The following is a 21,933-nucleotide window of genomic DNA, read 5'->3' as shown; positions in this document are numbered from 1 at the left end:
TATATTAAAAATTATTCTAGTATCTTTTTGAAGGAAAATCAATAGATATCGCAAAAATATTTTTTCGCTTTAAAGCAACATAAATGGAATTCTATTCTTTCCTATTATTAATAACCGATTTCTTTCTGCAAAAAATAAAATGCCTCCATGTTAAATGAAGGCATTTTAAAAATTATCTTTTGAAAAATATTATTTTTACCAATCTCGAGTATTTTCAAGTAAAAGGTCGATTTCAACTTTATTAACAATATTATTATTTTTCTCAGATGTTAGATTTGACGTTGCTTCTAGTAATTTGTCTATGTCGATTAGTACAGTACCCATTTCTAACCTCCTGAATGTTAGTTTGTTATTATTTGATAAATCATTCGACAACATCAATGTAAATAATGGGGGTACCTTTTCAATTAATCTCAAAAAAAATAAAAAAGGGCTAATACTTATGATAGATACCCTAGTGAAAGTATGATATTTTTCACTAATTTCTCATAAAAAGGTGTTTACAATGGAAAATGAAATGAAACAAGCGGTTGGGGGACTGCTTGTTTGATTATTTTTTTATGGGAGGGTTTACTATGTACCAATCTATTGCGTGGTACGCTACATTATTTTTCGTATTCCTTATCGCACTAGCATTTTCGTTTGTGTACGGGGAATCGAGAAAACTAAAAGAGTATGGATCTATTCAGGAAAAAGGCTATAAAATTCGTAAATTTTATTTTCTTGGATTACTAGCCATTATGGGATTTGCTTCTGCAATTTCACTAAGCAAACTACCTTACCACGACCAGCACGTACAGGCATAAGAAAATGGCAAGGTTGTTGAGGTTAGTGGGATACAGTTTGCCTGGGAATTAAGTAATGAAAACTTTACTGTGGGGGAGCCTGTCCAGTTTCGTGTTACAAGTAAAGATGTCACCCATGGGTTTGGGCTGTATGATGAAAAACTGCATTTGATCGCACAAACTCAAGCGATGCCCGACTATACAAATATTGTCTCTATTACATTTAAAAAACCGGGAACGTATAAAATTATGTGTTTAGAATATTGCAGCACTGGCCACCATGTCATGATTAAAGACATTGTTGTCAAGCCAAAGGGAGGTAATTAATATGGAAAGTAAAGCTCGGAAACAGATTAAAAAAGGCGTTGCATTTTCATTGATGGTCACCTCTGTGGTTCTGGTTTTCATGATGGTTTTCGGAGTGATGATGTTATTAAATCAAGGAAATGTCGTAAAAATTTCTCCTCAATTGTTTTATAAAGTAATGACCATTCACGGAACAGGAATGATCGGTATCTCCGCACTGGGCGGAAGCGCCATCATGTGGTATTATTTATCGAAATATATTCATTTGAATTCAAAGGTTTTCTTTACCAACCTCATCTTATCTTTGATTGGTGTGGTTATGATACTTGCCGCTATTTTTGTTTTTAATTTTTCTGATGGTTGGACATTCCTTTATCCCCTTCCATCTGCCTCAGCAAAACTAAATGGATCAGCAGGTGCACTATTCTTTTTATTTGGGCTGTTACTGTTAGGCATTGGCTATTTGGTCATGTATTTTTATTTAGCAGCAAGGCTGATCAAAGAATATGGCGGTCTAGGTAAATCACTAGGCTGGGATTATATTTTCAGGGGCAAAAAGGGATATGGACCACCTGCTGCTGTTGTTGCCACAACGATGGTCATTATCGCTAACTCCACTGGAATCTTAGCAGGTGCTACAGCCATAGTTGAATCAATTGTTAATATAATTAATCCAAAGTTCACCTTCGATCCAATGCTCGCAAAACATTTAACCTATGCATTTGGCCATATTTTTGCTAATTGCACCATTTATATGGCAGTTATCGCCGTCTATGAAGTGCTCTCTGAATATACTGGACGTCCCTGGAAATCCAATAAAGCCTTCCTAATTGCATGGAATTTTTCCACTCTGTTTACTTTAATGATTTATACACACCATTTGTTAATGGATTTTGCAGTCCCAAGATGGATGTTAATTATCGGTCAAATATTTTCTTATGCGAATGGTTTACCAGTCATGGTTGTCACTGCATATGGAGCATTGATGATTGTGTTCCGATCGGCTGTTAAATGGGACTTTGCTTCAAGTATGATGTTTCTAGCAATGTTCGGCTGGGTCGCTGGTGCAGTACCTGCGATTATTGATGCCACAATCGTAGTGAACCATGTGATGCACAATACAAAATGGGTGCCAGGCCATTTCCACACGTACATGGGAATGGGTGTTATTGCGATGATCTTCGGTTTTATGTACTATTTCACAAAAACGGAAGGAACACAAAAGCAAAAGGGAATCGATAATTTGGCTATCTCTACCTATTTTTTCTTCTTTACGGGTTTAGCAGGCTCCTTCCTTTATGCTGGAAAAATAAGTACCCCGCGTCGCTGGGCTGAACACTTACCAGAGTGGACAGGAGCGGATCAAGTTGGAGCACTGTGCGGGGTCTTAATTATCATCGCTGTAGTCATTTTTACCATAAGATTTATTATTGGTTTAAGAACTTTAGGTAAGAACTCTGAGACTAATTCATTAAAATCGGTATCATAAGTAAAAATCCAGCCAAAGCAAACTTGGCTGGATTTTATTAGTCTATTAATAAGTTTCTATTTATATCATGCGGTGTTTTTCATGGTTGTTCGTTTACTACTTTGGTTGAAAAAGAACTTCATCATCGGTGGTGTAACAATGGTTGTCACTAGTACAACAACTACTAATACAGCAAAAAGTTCCTCTGTGATTAATTTACTCTCTAAACCTATTGTGGCAATAATTAACGCAACCTCTCCACGTGAAACCATGGCTGCACCGATTCCTAGGGAGTTCTTCCAAGAAAAGCGTGCGATTTTTGCACCTGCTGCTGCACCAATTAATTTGGTTAAAATCGCAAGGATACTAAGCCCCAACATAAGCCCCAAATGTTGAGAGATTCCATCAAAACTTACTGACAAACCAATCGAAGTGAAAAATACTGGAACGAAAATAGAATAACTAATGGTCTCCACTTTCTTAAATATTTTATGTTTATAATCTGTCTGACCAATCGCAACCCCAGCGATATAGGCACCAATAATGCCCGCAACACCTGTTAATTCTGCAGCAAAAGAAAACAAGAAACAAATAATTAATGCACCTGTGACAAGTGATTCTGTAACCTTTAGTGGAGCAAATTTCTTTAAAAGCCATGGTACAATCTTCCAGGCTACTAAAATAGCAACCGTGAAAAAGAGGACCTTTTTCATAATCATCATATTTAAATTCACTTCGTCTCCAGCCATACTCATGAGGAAAGCTAAAGCAATGATCACAAGAACATCATCAATAACTGCTGCACCTAAAATTGTTGTCCCTTCTTTAGATTGAATCATATTTAACTCTTTCAATGCTTGAACAGAAATACTTACACTAGTTGCAGATAGTAATAATCCTAAAAATAATGCTTCGATGGTTGACATATTCAGCAAAATCCCCGTCAGATAACCAGCCAATAAAGGAACAATGATTCCACTGATCCCTACAAAGGTTGATGCCTTCCAAGTCCGTCTAAATTCATGGATATCAGTCTCCAGCCCGGCGATAAACATTAACAAGATCACACCAATTTGGCTTAGGTCTGCAATGGTTTTCGTTTCTGAAATTAACCCCAAGACCGCAGGTCCGATAATAACCCCAATTAATAGCTTTCCTAAAACTGAAGGCTGGCCTAATTTAACACTAATATCACCAGCAATCTTTGAGGCAAATAAAATAATCGCCAATTCTAAAATTAATTCCATCCAATCACTACTCCTTTTAAAAAATGGCTGTGTTAAAGAATAATGTTGATTTTGTCACGTTGATTGGAGTGGAAGGCACGAAGACTCCTGCGGGAGTACGGGGCAGGGGAGACCCCGCAGGCGCTGAAAGCGCCGAGGAGGCTCCCCGCAACGCCCGCGGAAAGCGAAGTGCCTGGAACGCAAATCAACAGACAAGTTTAACACAGAAAAAAATAAAAGGGTCTGTGTTTTAACAGACCCTTTTTGAATACAAAAAAGCCCGTCAACCACGGGACATAGTAATCCCTTGGTGACAGGCTCCTCCAGATACAACAGTTATTTTATTAATCACATTATAACATTATTTATATTAATATTCAATCCCACTTTTTCATTGTACTCATTACCTTTTCCTTAAGAATCATAATAATAGTGGTTTCTCCTTTATTCGCTTTTTGTTTATTCCATTCATTAAAGCTGGCAACCGTAATTAAGATTAGGCCCGCAATTAATAAATAGAACCACCACGGCATATTCCCCCAGTACGGTCTTGTTTGCAGGAATACGTTTAATAATAAAACGCCAACTCCTACAAAGAAATATGATTTAATTTGTAAGAACATTCCTGCCATCAACGACAACAAGGAAAGTGTCCCGACAATGATTGCATCATAAATTGTGTTGCTCGCCAAACCATCTTGAATTAATAATAATGAAACGACGAGCAGGACCCCCCATTGGACAGCTTTTGTTATTTCCGCATATCGCCCCTTTAAACAACGTCGAATGAAAATTATCAATATTATAAAGGGAAGAACAATTACTTCCCGCTCCCATAATGCTGGAATATTAAGTTTAGCTATGATTGAATAATATGGTTGTAATAAATAGGCTCCTCCAAGTATGGTCATTAGGACCGATAACCTTTCAGGCACTCTTTTTCTTTGCAGAAAAAAAGAAATGGCGATCAACACACCCGGTATTGCACTACTCCAGATAAATGGATCCTCGAACATATACATAAGACTAAAAAACATGAATGAAACTAGTGTAAAACCATCTAATTTTATTTGCTGAATTTTTTGTCCATATTCAACTAGCTGTTTGTAAACCAATTGGCCTATTATCGAAAGGACAATTCCTGCCACTCCAGTGACTAGCTGTCTAGCAATATCACCTATGTCCCCCATATAAATAAATTCTACTGTAGCAATAAATACTAAAAATAACGGAACAATTCCTAAAACATCCCAGTGGATTTTATGCAAATAAACCACTGTTCCTAAAGCATAGGCAAGCGTAACAAGATATGGAAGCAAATCAAACGGATAAGTAATCAACGTTAACACAATTCCAATTATTGAATAAGGGACTAAATAGTAAGCAGTCCGTTTTTTATATTCATCGTTTGTGAAGAAAACAAACAAGAGAAGTAGCGCACTAGTAAACACAAACTCATAGTTTCCAAAAGATTGATTAATTATTAGCTCTTGGCTAGATGAAACTATAAAGAATACGGAAGTAAAACTCCCATAAAGAAAGGCTTTAATTTTCCATTCGACAGTCATCAACTTTGTGCTCATTGCATAGACAAACAACGCCAAGATAAAGCTGTAAATAGCGTCTGTCTGAAATGCGAACCATGTGAATAATAGCGTCAGTGGATAAATGCTGTGTCCTACCCACCCAAACGCAAATGATAGGTTCAAATCATTTTTCCGTAAGAGATAGGCGATCACCAGAATGATCACTGCACTAGTAGAAGTAATTAAAGAATGTATGGTATGACTTAAAGTAAAGGATAGCATAATCGCCTGGATGATTGAAAAATAGGAAATCAGTGCCGTAATACTTACTAAAAAAGGAACCCACTTCGTACCATGCTTTTTATACAAATAATAATACATTCCAATTCCAACTAACAAAATAAGCGGTTGAACCCAAACATGGTTTATGTGATTAAACAATGCTTGGAGGATGGCCACAGTATAAAGTGCATGGGATGTATACAAAGAGATTTTATCCAACCTCTTTTCCCCTACAGCTCTCCACACAAAACTAGATAATAAAACAAGGAAGGCTGCGATAGCAAAATTAACTCCATACCCAAATTCTCTAAGATAAAAAGAAAAATTACTATTAATTTCTTCTCCAAAAGCAGCGATGGATAGACCAAGTAAACTAGGAGTAATCCATACAGCAGCTTCCTTTAGGAAAATCCTTGCTTCTCTCTTATAAACTAAATAGGAAGCAACCATAAGTAGGCATAAGAGAACACCTAATTCCCACCATAATAACAACGAAATAGCCATCATTATAGCAAGTACCATGACCGATAACCCAACATCTCTGGAGGCAGTCTGAATGTTCTTTACGTGCATTGAAAGTTGCGCAATACCTAATATACTAAATAGGATAAACCCTGTAATAGATAATTGTAGAGCTAAATTTATTGCATCAAAAGGCTGGCTTAGTAATGCAATAATTTCATAAATGCTGGAGGCTGCAAAAACAGCGCTTAAATACGGAAATAACCTTCTTGAACCGTGCTGGGACAAATAAACAAAGTTAGCTGCAATGATAAAATAAGCGAGCATAAGAACTAACGACGGATTCCCTGCACGCAGGAGAATTCCTTCGAGACTAATATAAATAAATGCCATTCCGGATATTATTGAACTGGTATATTGAAATGCTTTATTTAATGAAAACTGGTTATTCAAAGCCCTTGGAACAAAGACCATTCCAAATCCGACCAGAGCATAAATGATCGCCCCAAAAGAATCCAGGAAACTGTGCTCAATTAACTGATAAGCACCGTAAACAATCATGATACTAAAAATGAAATGATATTCCTTTCTGCCGCTCACATACATCATTGATAAATATATAATCGCTGTTAATAGCAAATTGAAGCTGTATAAAACCTTGTTATCATAGAGAAAAAGCATAAATAGTGTACACAAAACGAGATTCACTTGGACATACGGGATAAATTCCTTCGTGAAAAGTTTGATTGATTCCCTATTCTTTAACTTATGATAAATAAAAATGAAGATGGCATTGAAAATCATCATACCCAGGTAGAAGAAATCAATTTTCAGATGGAAGCTAGCTAAAAGAAAGGCCATTCCTAGAGATACCGAAACAAAGGCGAACCAAACAAATAATCTTGATGCTAAGTTTTTTGCAAAAAAATAGTAAACAATAACTGGCAGCAAGCTGCCAAGCATTCCGAGTAAATAACGCCCTTCCCCATAAATTGATAAATAGGATCCCAATAGACCAAACCATCCCAAAGAGAGAATAAATATTGGTAAAAACAAACTACCTAAGACACTAAAGGCAAAAGCAGTTTTTTCTATTTTTAATATTTTTTTCGTTAGAAAGGCAATTCCATAAAATAAGATAGCAACAATTGCAATGGACCCACTTTTCATGAAATTTGTCATAGATTCCCAATTACTTGTAGCAACAAACAATCCTCCGATAAGTAAGAAGATTACTCCGATGTTTAATAACCACGTAATATTTCTTTCACGAATCTCTTCTGGTGTTCGTGTCTTCATCACTTTCGAAGGTTTTTTTGGCACTTGCGAATGGACTTGTACGTTTTTTTCATTTATAGGAGGCTTTGTCTCCATTTCAATTAAATCTAAATGATATTGGTGATGTGCTCTTGAAACTATGTCGACTATTTCATTGGAAAGGTACCCCTCCTCTTTTAATGTGTATAACTCTTTTCTAAAAATTTTCCGATGCTCTTCTCGTGTATTCAAATCCATAAAATCTCCCCACAATCATACAAAAATGTAAATTATACCATTTTTTCTTCATGGTGTAATTTTACACCATTTATGAATATTTTCCAATACATATTCAAAAAAACGTATTCATAGGCGTCCTTTCGTAAAAAATTTTACCTTTGGGTAAAATATCTGTATGATGTAAGAGGATTTACTTAAATAGACGGAGGAAACTATGCTTACATATAATGAAAAATTAGCGATTATCGAATCATTTCCTGAATTGGAACGAAAAAATGTTTCACTAGGACGAGTCAATTTTCAGTTCGAAGGCAGTGTCTCAGATAAGAAAAACATTGTTTATCACTTACACCCAAACGGGAATGGGTTTATTTATGCTGGTCAGTTGGACAATTATGATTCGGATGAAAAAGGAATGGTCAATATCCGTGATTACTCCGAAGACCAACTCCGTAAATTGTTAAAACAATCGATTCAATCCCTATCTCCAGTAGAAAAAACAGCTGCAGAAGAAGCGATTATTGGAGATTCAAAAGAGGAGCGTTGGGTAGATAGTGAAAATAATGTTCTAATTCTAGTGGAAGAAAATGAATCCTGGAATATCTATTACGGGTTAAACCTGGATGCAACCTTTGATACCTATGAGGAAGCTGAGATGTTTTTAAAAGAGGAAGGTTTTTCTAAGCAGTAATGGAATGAAACATGGCGGTGCATGTGCACCGCCATTCTTTATATACATTCTTTATCGATCCATTCGTCTAAGCGGATAATGCTTTGTTTGGCTCGTTCATATTCAATCGTCCGATAATGATGCATTCCGCCCTCTTCTTCATCCTTTTCATCTGCCCATTTAACAATTTGCTGTAATGGCGTTCGAACAATATCGTTGGATGGCAAAAATGAGTCGGTATGAAACAAAATAGCAAGTGCGATTGTCTTGGCTTTGATTGGATTCTCACCAAGGCGAATCAAGAGCTTATGAGCCCTTTCCGCCCCTTTGATTGGGTGAATATCATTTTGTTTGTATAAGTCATAATCCCATTTTCCATTTTTATACCATGTATAATGACCCATGTCATGGAGGAGTCCTGCTTTTGCAGCAATGTCCACATCCAGTTGATGATCCTTCCCAAGTTGAAAAGCATGGTAGGCAACCGCAATCGCATGGGCAAGACCTGAACGATTCAAATATTTTTGGGCAATATGATGTTCAAATATATTCAATAAGGTAACGTCTCTCATGCGATCTCTCCTAACTTTTTTAAAATAATATATTTTATTTATTATATGCTAACAATTGGTGCATGGCTATTTTTTTATTATTAGGCTGTGTTAAACTAGTCTGTTGATTTCCGTTCCAGGCACTTCGCTTTCCGCGGGCGTGCCGGGGAGCCTCCTCAGCGCTTTTAGCGCCTGCGGGGTCTCCCCTGCCCCGTACTCCCGCAGGAGTCTTCGTGCCTTCCACTCCAATCAACAGAGTTCCAAAATCTACATTATTCTTTAACACAGCCTATTATTAAAAAGCAGCAAGCATGTAAATGCCTGCTGCTGCCTATAACCAAATTATTTTAACGCTTGGACTTCCGATAGCCTTGATCCTGTGCTTCTTTTTCTGAACAGAACCAGACGATATTGTCTGTGGTGGATTCGTAAAAACTACCACCAGGTACATGATAAATATGGGAATTAGCATTCCCTTTAATTTTCCCTTTACAATCCAAGTTAGTTTCTTGATCATCATTTGGGTTATTTTCATAACTTTTTCCAGATGATGTGCTTGGATTTGACTTTTTTTCATCAGCGCTCTTAGTATTATCAGTGCTATACCCATCCTCTTGGGCATAATTTTCAATGGACCAAATGCCTATACCCTTTTTTTGTGCTTTCTTTTGGATCGCATAAAATTCATCAACATATTGAGTATTGGGTGCATAGATATAGGCTACTCGTGCAAGTCCTTCCTCAAGCAGCATTTCATTAAACATTTTTCCATTTACATAAAAATAAGCAAGTAACCGGCCATATTTATCCCGTCCCTCACCAATTCCAGGTTCTATTTCGACTTTTGTACCGACAGCGAGAATCTTCTTAGTATACTCAGACGCTTCCGGTCCAAATGGTTGAACACCTAATCGGGGGTGGTGTGTCTCTGGTGTATCCACACAGAGCATTCTGACCTTTTCGACGGTCCCATTAAGATTAATCTCAACGGTATCCCCATCGACATTCTTTACAATGGTAGCAGGAAGCAATTTCTTATGAGCAGTTTTCTGCTCTGGGACTTCTAATTGAGAAGGTGAAGAATCACTCGTTTCATTCGTATTCACTTCTTTATTCTTGATAGGAGAAGTCGGTCCTGTGTCATTCTTATCCTTTAAGGTTTCGCTATTATTACATCCAGTGAGAATAATAGCGATAATGACGAGTAATGAAATGATTAATTGGTAAAGTCTCTTGTACATTGCAAGTTCCCCTTAATGTTATTTCCTATAATTTTTGCAGCAAAAGAAAAAGAGAGAAGTATCGCTTCTTCTCTCTTTAACAGTGTTATTCACCTGATGTCTCAGTGTCACCTTTTGGACCTAAATATTCATAATCGTTAGGGTTAATTGGTGTGTAACCTTCTGGCTTATAGAAACGTAGTAAGTCTTTGTAAACAATCTCATCAGACATATTAAGTTCCATATTGACTTTGCTATCTACATCCTTACATGTAGTATTATCCTCTAATAATTCACCCGTTGCAGAAGAATAGCATTTCTCATTAATCTGGATGGCATTTGAAGTTACAAAATCACCATTTCTAAATAATGCCCAATTACGGTGTTGTTTAGAAAGTAAATCTGAACCAAATTCCATATAATCTTTCGTATCTATACCTAATAAATGAAGAACGGTTGGACGAACGTCGACTTCCCCGCCAACTTGGTGTTGTATACCGCCTTTCACACCAGGTACATGAATAAATAATGGAACACGCTGTAATTTTGCATTAATTGCAGGAGTGATTTCGTCTACACCCATAACCTTTGCCATTGCATCGTTATGGTTTTCAGAAATGCCGTAATGGTCACCATACATAACAATAATGGTATTATCATACAAACCGTTTGCTTTTAAATCATTAAAGAATTGCTCGAACGCCTGATCCATATAGTTTGCCGATTGGAAATATTGGTTTACAACCGTATCTCCATAATCGCCAGCAGGAAAATTTGTATCCTCTGGATCCATTTCAAAAGGAAAATGATTGGACAATGAAATGAACTTTGTATAGAACGGCTGCTTTAAGCTTTCAAGTAATGGGATAGATTCCTTAAAGAAAGGCTTATCTTTCATTCCATAGTTTTTTGTATTTTCATCTGACATGCTATAGTACTCTGCATCAAAGAATTTATCATAGCCAAAAGCTTTATAGATCACATTTCGATTCCAGAATGTTTTATAGTTACCATGTAATACTGCAGAACTATATCCTTGTCCTTTTAAAATCGATGGCATAGCTTGATACGTGTTTTGGGCTTTGTTAACAAAAACTGCACCTTGTGCCATTGGATAAAGTGAGTTTTCCATTAAGAATTCGGCATCCGATGTTTTTCCTTGACCTGTTTGATGATAGAAATTATCAAAATAGAAGGTATTTTTATCATGTGTCAATGAATTTAAAAATGGTGTTACTTCTTGTCCGTTAGGCATTTTATAATTAATCATAAAACTTTGAAAGGATTCCATAGAAATATAAATTACATTCATACCCTTAGCTTTACCAAAGTATTTTGGGTTTGGGGCAGCATAATTTGCTTTACGGTAGTTCTCCACATCTGTAATATCACTGCTATCAGCCAACGCACGCTGACTAGAGGACTTAATATTTTGGATAACATCATAGATAGTAAAGTTGTACGCCCCAAGGTATTTTACTAAATAATTTCGGTCAAAAGATCGTGACAGTAGTTGTGGACGATCCTTTTCCGCTAAACCTAAATTAAATAGAAAAGTAGTGATTGAAAATAATAGAACAATTTTATAGGTTTTTCTGTTCGATACCGTTACTTTTTTGAAGACTGTTAATGCTAATGCAATTAATATAAACATGTCTGTAAAATAAAAAATATCAAAAGGAGACATTAACGAAAGTGCACTGTCACCAAGCTGACCAGCATTCGTTTTGGTTTGCATCAACACTGGCACCGTAATGAAATCATTAAAGAAGCGATAATAGGCGATATTCGCATACAATAAGAATGATAAAAGGAAGTTAATTAAAATCATAATTAACTTTGAACGCTTCTTAAACAGCAGTGCTATACCAAAGAAGAAAAGTGCTGAACTTAAAGGATTTATCAAAAGTAGAAACTTTTGTAAATTATTTTCAATACCTAAGTTAAATTCAATTTGATATGCTGCATATGTTTTGATCCAAAATAAAACAACTGCAGCCGCAAAAAATGTAATATGACTATTTTTTAATGTTTTAGGTAGTTTAATTTTATTCATTTAAAAATTTCTCCCCTCACTTACCAATTAAGCTCCGGTAAACGAACCTCAATTACTATATCACATTTCTTCTCAAAATAAAAACAAAAATCATGTTATATCTTCCAATTCTTATCAACATAAATCTACATTATTTGCTGATACCTTAGCCATTTTTAAATTGGTCATTTCTATTTCTATGTTATTTATTTGTTGGACATGACTATTTTCAGGTCCTCATTTATATAAGACGAATAAGTCTTATTTTAGTTTCAAATTTTTATTTAATACGTGATACGTTCCATTAAGTTTCCATTTCTACATATATTAAACCTGAATGAATTTGGGAGCAATATGAATTTAGCCTTATCTTTTACAAAAATGGAGCCATGTTTACTTGAATGAACTTTGTAAACATTGGAAAGTATATACACAGAGGAAAGAAGAACATTTAGAAGGAGAATCCCATGCCCAGAATAAGGCCTGACTTTACAAAGAGCCCATATTTTGTTGATGAACCAGGAAATTGGCATTTAAAGCCTGGTGCACCGAAGGAAATGCAGATAGAACTCAATCATTATCTAAATAGCCTGGAAGAGGTGGATGAGCCAGGAACGATCAATGGTGTACATATTGACTACCCTTAGAATGAAAAATTGCCCACTAAATAATAAAAGAATGCGATTGAAAACCTTTTTGAATTACCTAATAAATGACTAGGAGTGAATCACATGCATATTAACCGAGTTAAGCAGATTTTGTCTTCTTCAGCAGATATCGAAGTCAAGTATAATGGTGCATCAGTATGGATTGATCAATTAAATGAAGACGGACATACTGCCACAGTTCATTTACGCGGTCCATTGGAAGAACGATCAACTGTTGACATTGGAGAGTTAGTAGAAGAATAAATTTTTTGGTGAGTGATGTGAAATCAAATAACGATTTTTTTATACACAATAAAAAGGCAGGATAGGATTCCTGCCTTACTCCATGTTTTGGATACTATGCTTTGCTAATAATTGTAGAGTCATGTCATCCATCGGAGGATTATGAAGTCCGGCTCTTACATCCCGATAATATCTTTGCAATGGATTACTTAATGAAAGACTTTTTGCTCCCACGATACGCATGGCTAAGTCAACAATTTCAATAGCTAGATTGGTCACAGTTAATTTAGCTGCCCCTAAATGAGCGCCCATTTTTTCTCTATCCTCAGTGTTTGAAGAATCCCACTGTTTAGACGCCCCATATAAAAAGTACTCGGACTGCATGACCTTTAGTTCCATCTCACCCAGTTTTTGTTGTACATTTGGTAAATCGATGATCGGCCCTACGATACTATTAGGAGAATACTCCTTTGCAAATTGAATAGCATAAGTTTGGGCGGCTTTTGCTATACCAAGATAACAAGCTGGTATATGTAAGAGCCATCCATTCACTTTTCTTCCTGTGGTACTAAACTCTTCGACAAGATTTTCAGCTTCCACAAAACAATCCTCAAGAATTAAGTCATGACTGCCTGTCCCTCTTAAAGAGATACTGTCCCATGTTTCTTCAATCATAATCCCTTTTGACGTTCGAGGGATTAGAAAATTTGCCACTTCATCTGTATCTTTAATGGTAGCACTAACGATAAAGTAATCAAGGACAGGAGACATCGTCGTAAACGTTTTTCTTCCATTAATATTCCAGCCACTCTTACACTTTTCCGCTGTTGTTTCCGGTCTTCCACCCCGAGTAGGACTACCTGTTTTCGGTTCGCTTTGAGCACTATTTATTAATGCACCTTTCTTCACCTGTTCACAAATTTCCTTAAAGACAGGCTCCTTCCATGAGTTTTTTTCATTGAGATTCATGATAATGCCCATATGCCATCCGATGGAAAGAGCAGTTGCCCCATCACCTTCGGCTATCTTTTCTTGGAGTCGAATGAGTTCGTAAAGTGCAATTTCCTGTCCGCCATACCTAGAGGGGACAGTTAATGTAGTGTATCCAGAATTTTTAAGGTCCAGAATATTTGCATAAGGAAAGGCGCCCTCAATGTCTATTTGATGTGCACGCATTTTAAACTGTTTCGAAAGGCTACTCATAAGTTCAATTCGTTCATCCAATGTTCGTTTTTCAAGAAAATTCATTATCTATCTCTCCCATTAAAAATATTTGTGTCAAATGTGTGTCATACCTCACTGAAAGTCAAATGCTCGTTGTTCTATAATACAAGAAGAAAAATCTTCCATGCCTATGAACATATTTCTTAATATATAACGTAAGATTGAGGAAATAATAAGATGGCATGGGAATTAAAGGAGGATTTTATGAAACAAGGATCAAAACAACTTTTTATACAAACTGGAAGCCTTGTAGCTGGTTTTATGGTTTGGGTACTTATATCATCACTTATGCCTTTTATAAAAGTAGATATTCAACTTACTTCCTCACAAATTGCATGGGCAACTGCTGTCCCTGTTATCCTTGGCTCACTTCTCCGTGTGCCGATTGGCTATTGGACAAATCGCTATGGTGCTCGACTTTTATTTACAATTAGTTTCATTATACTACTTATTCCTATTGCATTGTTAAGCTATGCAAATTCCTTGAGTACGCTTATCATTGGCGGGTTATTACTTGGGATTGGAGGTGCAGTCTTTTCTGTTGGTGTAACTTCTCTTCCAAAATATTATGAGAAATCAAAGCATGGGTTTATTAATGGAATATACGGAGCAGGTAATATTGGAACCGCCATTACTTCCTTTTCAGCACCTGTTCTTGCTACCGCATATGGTTGGAGAAATACGATAAAAATCTATCTGCTCGTCGTGCTTCTCTTTGCCCTTTTAAATTTTATATTAGGGGATAGAAAGGAACGAAAAGTAAACATTTCCTTACCTGACCAAATCAAAGAGGTGTATAAAAATCCTAAACTATGGTTTTTAAGTTTATTTTATTTTATCACGTTTGGTTCCTTCGTAGCCTTCACCATTTATTTACCATCGTTCTTAGTCAATCACTTTCAATTGGATAAAGTGGATGCAGGACTTCGAACAGCCGGTTTTATTGCCTTAGCCACAATTTTTAGACCAATTGGGGGATGGTTAGGCGATAAAATTAATCCGTTTCTTATTTTAATGGCTGTTTTCTTTAGCCTAACTTTTGCAGGATTTCTATTGTCATTTACTCCCTCGCTGCCAATTTATTCATTTGGCTGCTTATTAGTTGCTTTCTTTGCAGGGATTGGAAATGGGGCGATCTTTAAATTAGTCCCATTATATTTTTCAAAGCAAGCTGGAATTGTGAATGGTATTGTTTCAGCCATGGGGGGACTTGGTGGTTTTTTCCCTCCAGTTATTCTTACCATACTTTTTAATTGGACTGGACATTATGCAATAGGGTTCATGTCCCTCTCAGAGTTTTCTTTAGCAAGTCTGGTTATAGTAGTTTGGCTATATTACCAAGATAAGTTAGATATTTCTGCTAAGATTGTTAATCATGCTTTAGACGGTATTTGTGTAACCGATGTTCACGGAATCATTCAAAGTGTAAATCCTGCATTTACGAAAATTACCGGATATAGTCAGGCCGAAGTCGTAGGTAAAACCCCAAGTGTACTTCAATCCGGGGAACATGGGCATGAATTTTACAATCAAATGTGGGAGAGTCTAAAGACCAATGGTGTTTGGGAAGGGTACATTTGGAATAAACGTAAAAATAATGAAATTTACAGAGAATGGCTTACCATTACGGCTATTAAAGATGACGTTGGAGAAACAAAAAACTATGTAGGTATGTTTTATGAGGATAATGAAAAATCCTAAATAAACATAACAAAAGGAGACCTTCCGTGTGTGGAAGGTCTCCTTTCGTTATGCTTAGGATCAAATTATTACAACTTTTTGTCATCCGCCTTGAGTTCACAGTTCGTTCACCATTTTTGTGACGTACGTCACAAATTTCATGTTACCATCTGATTTATATTAATAACACAAACACAAATACTTTGAAAATAAAAATTAAAGCACTTTAGGGGGAATAAATAATGGCCCGAATTAATTACTGGAACCCAGAAGATGAAAAGTTCTGGAAAGCAGAAGGAAAAAAACATGCACGTCGAAATTTATGGATTTCCGTACCATCATTGATGATCGCATTTATTGTCTGGCAAATTTGGTCCGTGGTTGCTGTTAGGCTTAACGACATTGGCTTCCATTTTACTGAAGAACAACTCTTTACACTTGCAGCTGTGCCTGGTTTGGTTGGGGCAACACTTCGTTTTGTTTATACATTCGCTGTTGGCTCAATTGGTGGTAAGAACTGGACTGTGATTTCAACAGCTGTCTTAGCCATTCCTGCGATTGGAATTGGTTTTGCAGTTCAGAATCCGGAGACACCATTTTCAATCATGTTGTTACTAGCAGCTCTTTGTGGTCTTGGCGGTGGAAATTTCTCATCCTCTTCAGCGAATATTAGCTTTTTCTTTCCTAAGAAAGAAAAAGGAACAGCACTTGGTATTAATGGTGGTTTAGGTAACATGGGGGTATCTGTTGTTCAATTTGTTACACCGTTAATTGTTACTTCAGGAACTTTTGCACTAGTCGGCGGCAATCAAGTGTTAGCAAATGGTGAGAAAGTTTGGTTACAAAATGCAGCATTTATCTGGGTTATTCCAATTGTAATTTTAACAATACTAGCTATGTTTAAAATGGATAATGTTCCTGGTGCAAAACAATCTGTAGCGGATCAATTTGTCATCGTAAAACGTAAACACACTTGGATTATGACAGCTCTTTATATAGCAACATTTGGTTCATTCATTGGCTATTCAGCGGCTTTCCCGCTCCTTTTAAGATCACAATTTCCTGAGCATATTTCACTTGCCTTCCTTGGAGCCTTAGTAGCAGCGGCGGCAAGACCTGTAGGCGGCTGGTTGGCTGACAAACTCGGTGGTGCAAAGGTGACCTCATATGTTTTAGTTATCATGGGAATTGGCGCAGCGGGGGTTATTTACTTCCTAAATGGCAAACAGTTTGCTGGATTCTTAGTAGCTTTCTTAGTACTTTTCATTGCTTCTGGAATTGGTTCAGGTTCAACGTTCCAAATGATTCCTAACCTGTTTATTCCGAAAGAAGCAGCACCAGTTATTGGCTTTTCAGCAGCATTTGCAGCTTATGGATCATTCTTTATACCAAAGTTATTCGGATGGTCAGTTAACGCTACTGGCACACCAGTTACTGCATTTTACTTCTTTATCGGTTTTTATGTTATATCCTTTGTGCTTAACTGGTATTTTTATCAAAGAAAAGCAACTGCAGCTAAAGCTCTTACACAGCAAGTCGGGTAATCCCGGCTTGTTTTTTATATAATAAAGACGCAGTTAAAAAAACTGCGTCTACAATAGTTTATTTAGATTTTTTCAATTGCAACAGCGCATGCTTTGTATTCGGCGGTTCCTGAAATAGGGTCGTATTCATTTAATGTTAATACATTTGTTGGTGTTTCACTCCAGTGAAAACTCATAAAGACCAAGCCTGGTACCACCTGTTCTGTAACCTTTGCCTTTACCTCAAGCTCCCCTCTTCGTGAACGAACCCTGACCACTTCTCCATCCATAATTCCTAGTGCTGCTGCATCAGAAGGAGAGATATCTAGGGTCTCTTCCGTTTGTTTCACCTTTACACCAGAAGCATAATGACGAGTCTGAGAATGGGTATTATAAGATTCATAGCGACGGCCAGTCGTTAGTGTAAATGGATAGTCATGATCTGGTAACTCTAACGGAGCTGTGTAATCTACCGGAACAAATGGTGATTTTTTCGTTGGCACTTCATGCTGATGGAACCTCTCATGCATGATAAAAGTTCCAGGATGACTTTCGTCCGGACATGGATAGTGGATGCTATACTCTTTTTCGAGCCTCTCGTAAGAGATACCACCATACATCTCCCAAGCAAGTTTCCTCACTTCATCCCAAATCTCTTCACTATTTTTATAGGTTATCGGATAACCCATAATTGTGGATAATTCACAAAGGATTTCCCAATCCTCTTTCACATTTGGATGTGCCTCAATTGCTTTGCGAACCCTTTGAATTCTTCGATCTGTGTTGGTATAAGTACCATCTACTTCTCCCCATGAACGAGCTGGTAAAACAACATCTGCCATTTTGGCTGTTTCGGTCATGAAAATATCTTGAACAACTAACAAATCTAATTTCTCAAGCAATTTTTTCGTATGGTTCATATGAACATCGGCAAGTAGAGGATTTTCACCAATAATATATAGTGCCTTTAGTTCACCCATTTCTAAGCGGTCAAATGTACGCGTTTGTGTATCGCCTGCCTGCGGATTTAATTCGACTCTCCATTCTTTTTCATATCGGCTACGGAATTCGTCATTTGCTAAACTCATTGCTCCAGCTAATTGGTTTGGCAGGCATCCCATATCCCCAGCACCTTGGACATTGTTCTGGCCCCTTAATGGCATAATTCCAGTTCCTGGTTTTCCAATATTTCCGGTTAATAAAGCAAGATTGGCGATATCAAATACATTATTAACACCACAGTGATGCTCTGTAATACCAAGTGTATATGCTATCATTGAACAGCTTGCTGAAGCATACTCCCTAGCTGTAGCGACAATATCTTCTGATTGCAAACCAGTAATGCTTGCAGCAAATTCAGGAGTATATGGTTCAACTTGTTTTTCAAGTTTCTCAAAGTCGACCGTAAATTGTTTAATAAACTCAGGATTATATAAGCCTTCTTTCAGGATAATTCGAATGAATGCATTGATAAGTGCAATATCTGTACCGACATTAATTTGCAGATGACGGTGCGCAACTTTCACCATATCAATCCTTCTTGGATCAATAACGATTATTTTCAGGCCGGCTTTTGCTGCCTTTTTAATGCGATTAGCGATAATTGGATGTGCCTCTGTTGTATTCGACCCCATTAAAAGCAGCACCTCTGCCCGCTCAAAATCTTCCAGAGTATTTGTTGGGAAACCGCTTCCAAAAACAGTTGCCAGACCGGCAACGCTAGGAGCGTGTCAGGTTCGATTGCAGCCATCAATATTATTACTCTGGATGACCGTTCTCATGAATTTTTGTGTTATATAATTGGATTCATTTGTACTCCGTGCACAAGCAAACATAGATATTGCATTTGGTCCCCATGATGTTTTGATGCTTAATAATTTAGTGGCAATGTATTGATAGGCTTCATCCCACGTCGTTTCAACCAACTTACCAGCTTTACGAATTAATGGGGTTGTTAATCTATTCTTAGCATGGACATATTCATAGGCAAATGCACCTTTTACACATGTTTGTCCTTTGTTGACAGGTGCATCCTTATCACCACGAATTTTCATGATTCGGTTGTCTTGAACTTCAAGGACTAGGCCACATCCCGTTCCACAATATCCGCAGATCGTTTTGACTAAATTAGAATCTCCCAACATGTTCACTCCTCTATAAAAAGCATTGTAACTATATAATAATAATAATCTATATATTTTAATTGTAGATTCTTTTTTCGCAATATATGTGTCTATTTTTTGAAAAATTTAGCAATAAAAAAACGAGAGAATCGTTCTCCCGTTTTTTAAGCAGTTTTGGCAGGCAGTAAGATATTAAAGGTGGTCCCTTTATTAGGTTCGCTTTCTACAAAGACCTTCCCATTATGACTTTCAATGATTTTGAAGCTCACCATTAATCCTAAACCGTTCCCGTTCTTCTTCGTTGTATAAAACGGCTCGCCAAGTTTCTTTAATTTCTCCTTAGAAATGCCCACACCTGTATCTTGAATAGAAATTTGAACATTATTATCGTGGATGATTGTTTTTACATGTAGTTCCCCGCCGTCTGGCATAGCTTCAATTCCATTTTTGATGAAATTTAAAAATACCTGTTTTAAACGATTCTCATCACATTCAATTTGAATAATTTCCTGATTGCAATCAAATGTTAAACCGACATTTTTCTTTCTTGCTTCAAATTCAAGCAATGAGACAACATTCTTAATTACAGGAACTACATTCTTTTCTTCTAATTCCACTGCTTTTGGCTTTGCTAATACCATAAAGTCCTCAACTATAGTATTAACTCGTTCAATTTCATCGAGAATAATGCTTAAAAACTCAATTCGCTCGGGGTCCTTTTCATCCAGCTGTAAAAATTCCGCGTATCCCTTCATTGAAGTGAGTGGATTACGAATTTCGTGGGCAACACCCGCAGCTAATTGACCAACCGCAGCCAATTTATCCTGCCGATGGAGGATTTCCTCAGATTTCTTCCGTTCGGTTATGTCATTTCGGATGGCAAGATATTGATATGGCTTTCCTTGATCATTTAAAAAGGGCACAATCGTTGTGTCCACCCAATAATAAGTACCATCCTTTGCTTTATTTCTTATTTCACCCTTCCATACTCCTCCAGAACCAATGGTCTTCCAAAGATCTTTGAAAAATTCTTTTGAATGGAAACCTGAATTTAAAATATTATGGTCTCTGCCAATTATTTCTTCCCGCTTGTATTTCGAAATCTCACAGAATTTTTCATTAACACTGGTGATAACTCCTTTTGCATCCGTAAATGCAACAATCGAGGATTGGTCAAGTGCAAATTTTATATCAACATTCTCTTTAACGGTTTCTTTCAGATGGCCTTCAGCCCTTTTTCTGTCCGAAATATCCGAGCGAATTGCAACATATTGGACAGGTTTCCCTTTTTTATTCAAAAAAGGCACAATCGTGGTATCAACCCAATAAAAAGACCCATCCTTGGCTTTATTACGGATTTCTCCACGCCAAATCTTTCCTGACCGAATCGTGGACCATAAATCTTTAAAAAATTCTTTAGAATGGTAACCAGAATTTAAGATCCGGTGATTCTGACCCAGAATTTCTTCTTTTGTATACTTGGAAATCTCTTCAAACTTATCATTTACAAAGATAATCGTTCCATGAGGGTCTGTTATAGCAACAATGGTCGAGGCATCGAGAGCAGCTTTAATGTCCTTTAGGTTTGCATCGGATGTTACAAGTTGTTTACTAATTAATGTACTTGATGCAATTAGCCCTCCAATAATGAGAATGGTCAAGAATAATACCAAATAAATAAAAAAGGGACTATCTGCACTTGACCCATTCAGCCTATCACTTATTGACGTGTTCAAAGCTCGAGTCAATAGAAAATGACCTTCAATAATAGCTAACGACATAATAATCGCACTAATTGGTTTTAACCAAACCTGGTTATTTCGAGTAAAACTTTTCGAAGAAGAAATAATCCATAATGAGAATAAAAAAGAAGCAAAGATTAAAAGACCTGAAAAAAGAAGCAATATTACGTGATATTTTATAACAACATTCATGGCATATAAACCGATTAAATGGGTTGCAAATACGGCCATCGTTAGAAATAAACTTCCTAAGATCAAATGATAAAACATCATTCGTTTTCCTAATAATGATAGGAAGGCCATGCCTGTGAATGCTAACCCGATGATTATTGACAAAATCGTTAGTGGAATATAATAACTGGCAAACCTGTTTGTATCTACGGAAATAAGTCCAATAAAATTCATGATCCAAATCCCGATACCTATTGAAAATGTGCCACCTAGGAACAGATGTGGCTGATTTTTTTCTGTAGACTTTATTAAAGTAAAAATATCTAATGCTGTAAAAGATGCCATGATGGTTAAACCAATGGCAATTATGATGAAATACGGTTGAAAAGTCCCTACCACTGCATTCATTTACGAGCATCCCCCCATATCTATAGCTTTTCTACTATGATTGTAATGGAATGAGAATTGTTATGGAAGTACAAAATTCACATAAACCTTCAATTACCTATTATTTTAACCTACACGTCTTCAATCCATGAATGAGTAAATGGA

General features: G+C 36.7%; 19 protein-coding genes. 9 read left to right on the top strand and 10 right to left on the bottom strand.

Annotated features, from left to right (window positions below; translation table 11 throughout):
• Nucleotides 1–195: 195 nt before the first annotated feature.
• Complete coding sequence (locus M3610_RS28070) at nucleotides 196–324, bottom strand: hypothetical protein (protein WP_285851426.1); 129 nt, start codon at nucleotides 322–324, stop codon at nucleotides 196–198.
• 251 nt (nucleotides 325–575) lie between these two features.
• On the opposite strand from M3610_RS28070, the gene M3610_RS21290 reads away from it, so the two are divergent.
• The 3 genes from M3610_RS21290 to M3610_RS21280 all read left to right on the top strand — a co-directional run bounded on the left by M3610_RS21290 (nucleotide 576) and on the right by M3610_RS21280 (nucleotide 2,580).
• A complete protein-coding gene (locus M3610_RS21290) occupies nucleotides 576–806 on the top strand; it encodes a hypothetical protein (protein WP_251462307.1) in 231 nt (76 codons plus the stop codon).
• 69 nt (nucleotides 807–875) lie between these two features.
• Nucleotides 876–1,112: a cupredoxin domain-containing protein gene (locus M3610_RS21285; protein WP_251462304.1), complete on the top strand. Its 237-nt coding sequence runs from the start codon at nucleotides 876–878 to the stop codon at nucleotides 1,110–1,112.
• Nucleotide 1,113: 1 nt separating this feature from the next.
• A complete protein-coding gene (locus tag M3610_RS21280; RefSeq protein WP_251462301.1) occupies nucleotides 1,114–2,580 on the top strand; it encodes a cbb3-type cytochrome c oxidase subunit I in 1,467 nt (488 codons plus the stop codon).
• Between the two features lie 65 nt (nucleotides 2,581–2,645).
• On the opposite strand, the gene M3610_RS21275 is transcribed toward M3610_RS21280, so the two are convergent.
• A complete protein-coding gene (locus M3610_RS21275) occupies nucleotides 2,646–3,806 on the bottom strand; it encodes a cation:proton antiporter (RefSeq protein WP_251462299.1) in 1,161 nt (386 codons plus the stop codon).
• A gap of 29 nt (nucleotides 3,807–3,835) precedes the next feature.
• Between M3610_RS21275 and M3610_RS21270 the strand changes: the two genes are divergently transcribed.
• Nucleotides 3,836–4,039 carry a hypothetical protein gene (locus M3610_RS21270; RefSeq protein WP_251462298.1) on the top strand — a complete coding sequence of 68 codons (204 nt, stop codon included), beginning with the start codon at nucleotides 3,836–3,838 and terminating at the stop codon, nucleotides 4,037–4,039.
• A 123-nt stretch (nucleotides 4,040–4,162) separates the two neighbouring features.
• On the opposite strand, the gene M3610_RS21265 is transcribed toward M3610_RS21270, so the two are convergent.
• Nucleotides 4,163–7,570 (bottom strand): hypothetical protein, encoded by a 3,408-nt coding sequence (locus M3610_RS21265; RefSeq protein WP_251462296.1) that lies wholly within the window; start codon nucleotides 7,568–7,570, stop codon nucleotides 4,163–4,165.
• 196 nt (nucleotides 7,571–7,766) lie between these two features.
• Here M3610_RS21265 and M3610_RS21260 point away from each other — a divergent pair, with 196 nt between their 5' ends.
• On the top strand, nucleotides 7,767–8,243 hold the full coding sequence (locus M3610_RS21260; RefSeq protein WP_251462294.1) for a hypothetical protein: 477 nt from the start codon (nucleotides 7,767–7,769) through the stop codon (nucleotides 8,241–8,243).
• Nucleotides 8,244–8,281: 38 nt separating this feature from the next.
• Here the strand turns inward: M3610_RS21260 and M3610_RS21255 are convergent, their stop codons facing one another.
• The 4 genes from M3610_RS21255 to ltaS all read right to left on the bottom strand — a co-directional run bounded on the left by M3610_RS21255 (nucleotide 8,282) and on the right by ltaS (nucleotide 12,049).
• On the bottom strand, nucleotides 8,282–8,794 hold the full coding sequence (locus tag M3610_RS21255) for an HD domain-containing protein (RefSeq protein ID WP_251462292.1): 513 nt from the start codon (nucleotides 8,792–8,794) through the stop codon (nucleotides 8,282–8,284).
• Nucleotides 8,795–8,828: 34 nt separating this feature from the next.
• Nucleotides 8,829–9,059: a hypothetical protein gene (locus M3610_RS21250; RefSeq protein ID WP_251462290.1), complete on the bottom strand. Its 231-nt coding sequence runs from the start codon at nucleotides 9,057–9,059 to the stop codon at nucleotides 8,829–8,831.
• 61 nt (nucleotides 9,060–9,120) lie between these two features.
• On the bottom strand, nucleotides 9,121–10,014 hold the full coding sequence (locus tag M3610_RS21245) for a thermonuclease family protein (RefSeq protein ID WP_251462288.1): 894 nt from the start codon (nucleotides 10,012–10,014) through the stop codon (nucleotides 9,121–9,123).
• A gap of 85 nt (nucleotides 10,015–10,099) precedes the next feature.
• Nucleotides 10,100–12,049, bottom strand: coding sequence for a lipoteichoic acid synthase (ltaS, locus tag M3610_RS21240; protein WP_251462285.1), 1,950 nt, complete (start codon nucleotides 12,047–12,049; stop codon nucleotides 10,100–10,102).
• Between the two features lie 446 nt (nucleotides 12,050–12,495).
• On the opposite strand from ltaS, the gene M3610_RS21235 reads away from it, so the two are divergent.
• Nucleotides 12,496–12,675 carry a hypothetical protein gene (locus tag M3610_RS21235; RefSeq protein WP_098574979.1) on the top strand — a complete coding sequence of 60 codons (180 nt, stop codon included), beginning with the start codon at nucleotides 12,496–12,498 and terminating at the stop codon, nucleotides 12,673–12,675.
• Nucleotides 12,676–12,759: 84 nt separating this feature from the next.
• Entirely contained in the window at nucleotides 12,760–12,939 is a 180-nt protein-coding gene (locus tag M3610_RS21230; protein ID WP_098574980.1) for an H-type small acid-soluble spore protein, read from the top strand.
• A 75-nt stretch (nucleotides 12,940–13,014) separates the two neighbouring features.
• On the opposite strand, the gene M3610_RS21225 is transcribed toward M3610_RS21230, so the two are convergent.
• Nucleotides 13,015–14,166: an acyl-CoA dehydrogenase family protein gene (locus tag M3610_RS21225; protein WP_251462282.1), complete on the bottom strand. Its 1,152-nt coding sequence runs from the start codon at nucleotides 14,164–14,166 to the stop codon at nucleotides 13,015–13,017.
• A gap of 180 nt (nucleotides 14,167–14,346) precedes the next feature.
• Here M3610_RS21225 and M3610_RS21220 point away from each other — a divergent pair, with 180 nt between their 5' ends.
• Both M3610_RS21220 and M3610_RS21215 read left to right on the top strand, forming a co-directional pair.
• On the top strand, nucleotides 14,347–15,843 hold the full coding sequence (locus M3610_RS21220) for a nitrate/nitrite transporter (protein ID WP_251462279.1): 1,497 nt from the start codon (nucleotides 14,347–14,349) through the stop codon (nucleotides 15,841–15,843).
• A gap of 221 nt (nucleotides 15,844–16,064) precedes the next feature.
• Nucleotides 16,065–17,366, top strand: a complete 1,302-nt coding sequence (locus tag M3610_RS21215) for a NarK family nitrate/nitrite MFS transporter (protein WP_251462276.1) — start codon at nucleotides 16,065–16,067, stop codon at nucleotides 17,364–17,366.
• A gap of 62 nt (nucleotides 17,367–17,428) precedes the next feature.
• Here the strand turns inward: M3610_RS21215 and fdhF are convergent, their stop codons facing one another.
• Nucleotides 17,429–19,489, bottom strand: a complete 2,061-nt coding sequence (fdhF, locus tag M3610_RS21205) for a formate dehydrogenase subunit alpha (RefSeq protein ID WP_396953666.1) — start codon at nucleotides 19,487–19,489, stop codon at nucleotides 17,429–17,431.
• A 143-nt stretch (nucleotides 19,490–19,632) separates the two neighbouring features.
• A complete protein-coding gene (locus M3610_RS21200; RefSeq protein WP_251462273.1) occupies nucleotides 19,633–21,789 on the bottom strand; it encodes a PAS domain S-box protein in 2,157 nt (718 codons plus the stop codon).
• Nucleotides 21,790–21,933: the final 144 nt, after the last annotated feature.

The sequence above is a fragment of the Neobacillus sp. MER 74 genome, from assembly GCF_023714155.1.
Note: the sequence above shows the minus strand (reverse complement) of the source record. Positions and strands in the feature narration are given on the sequence as shown.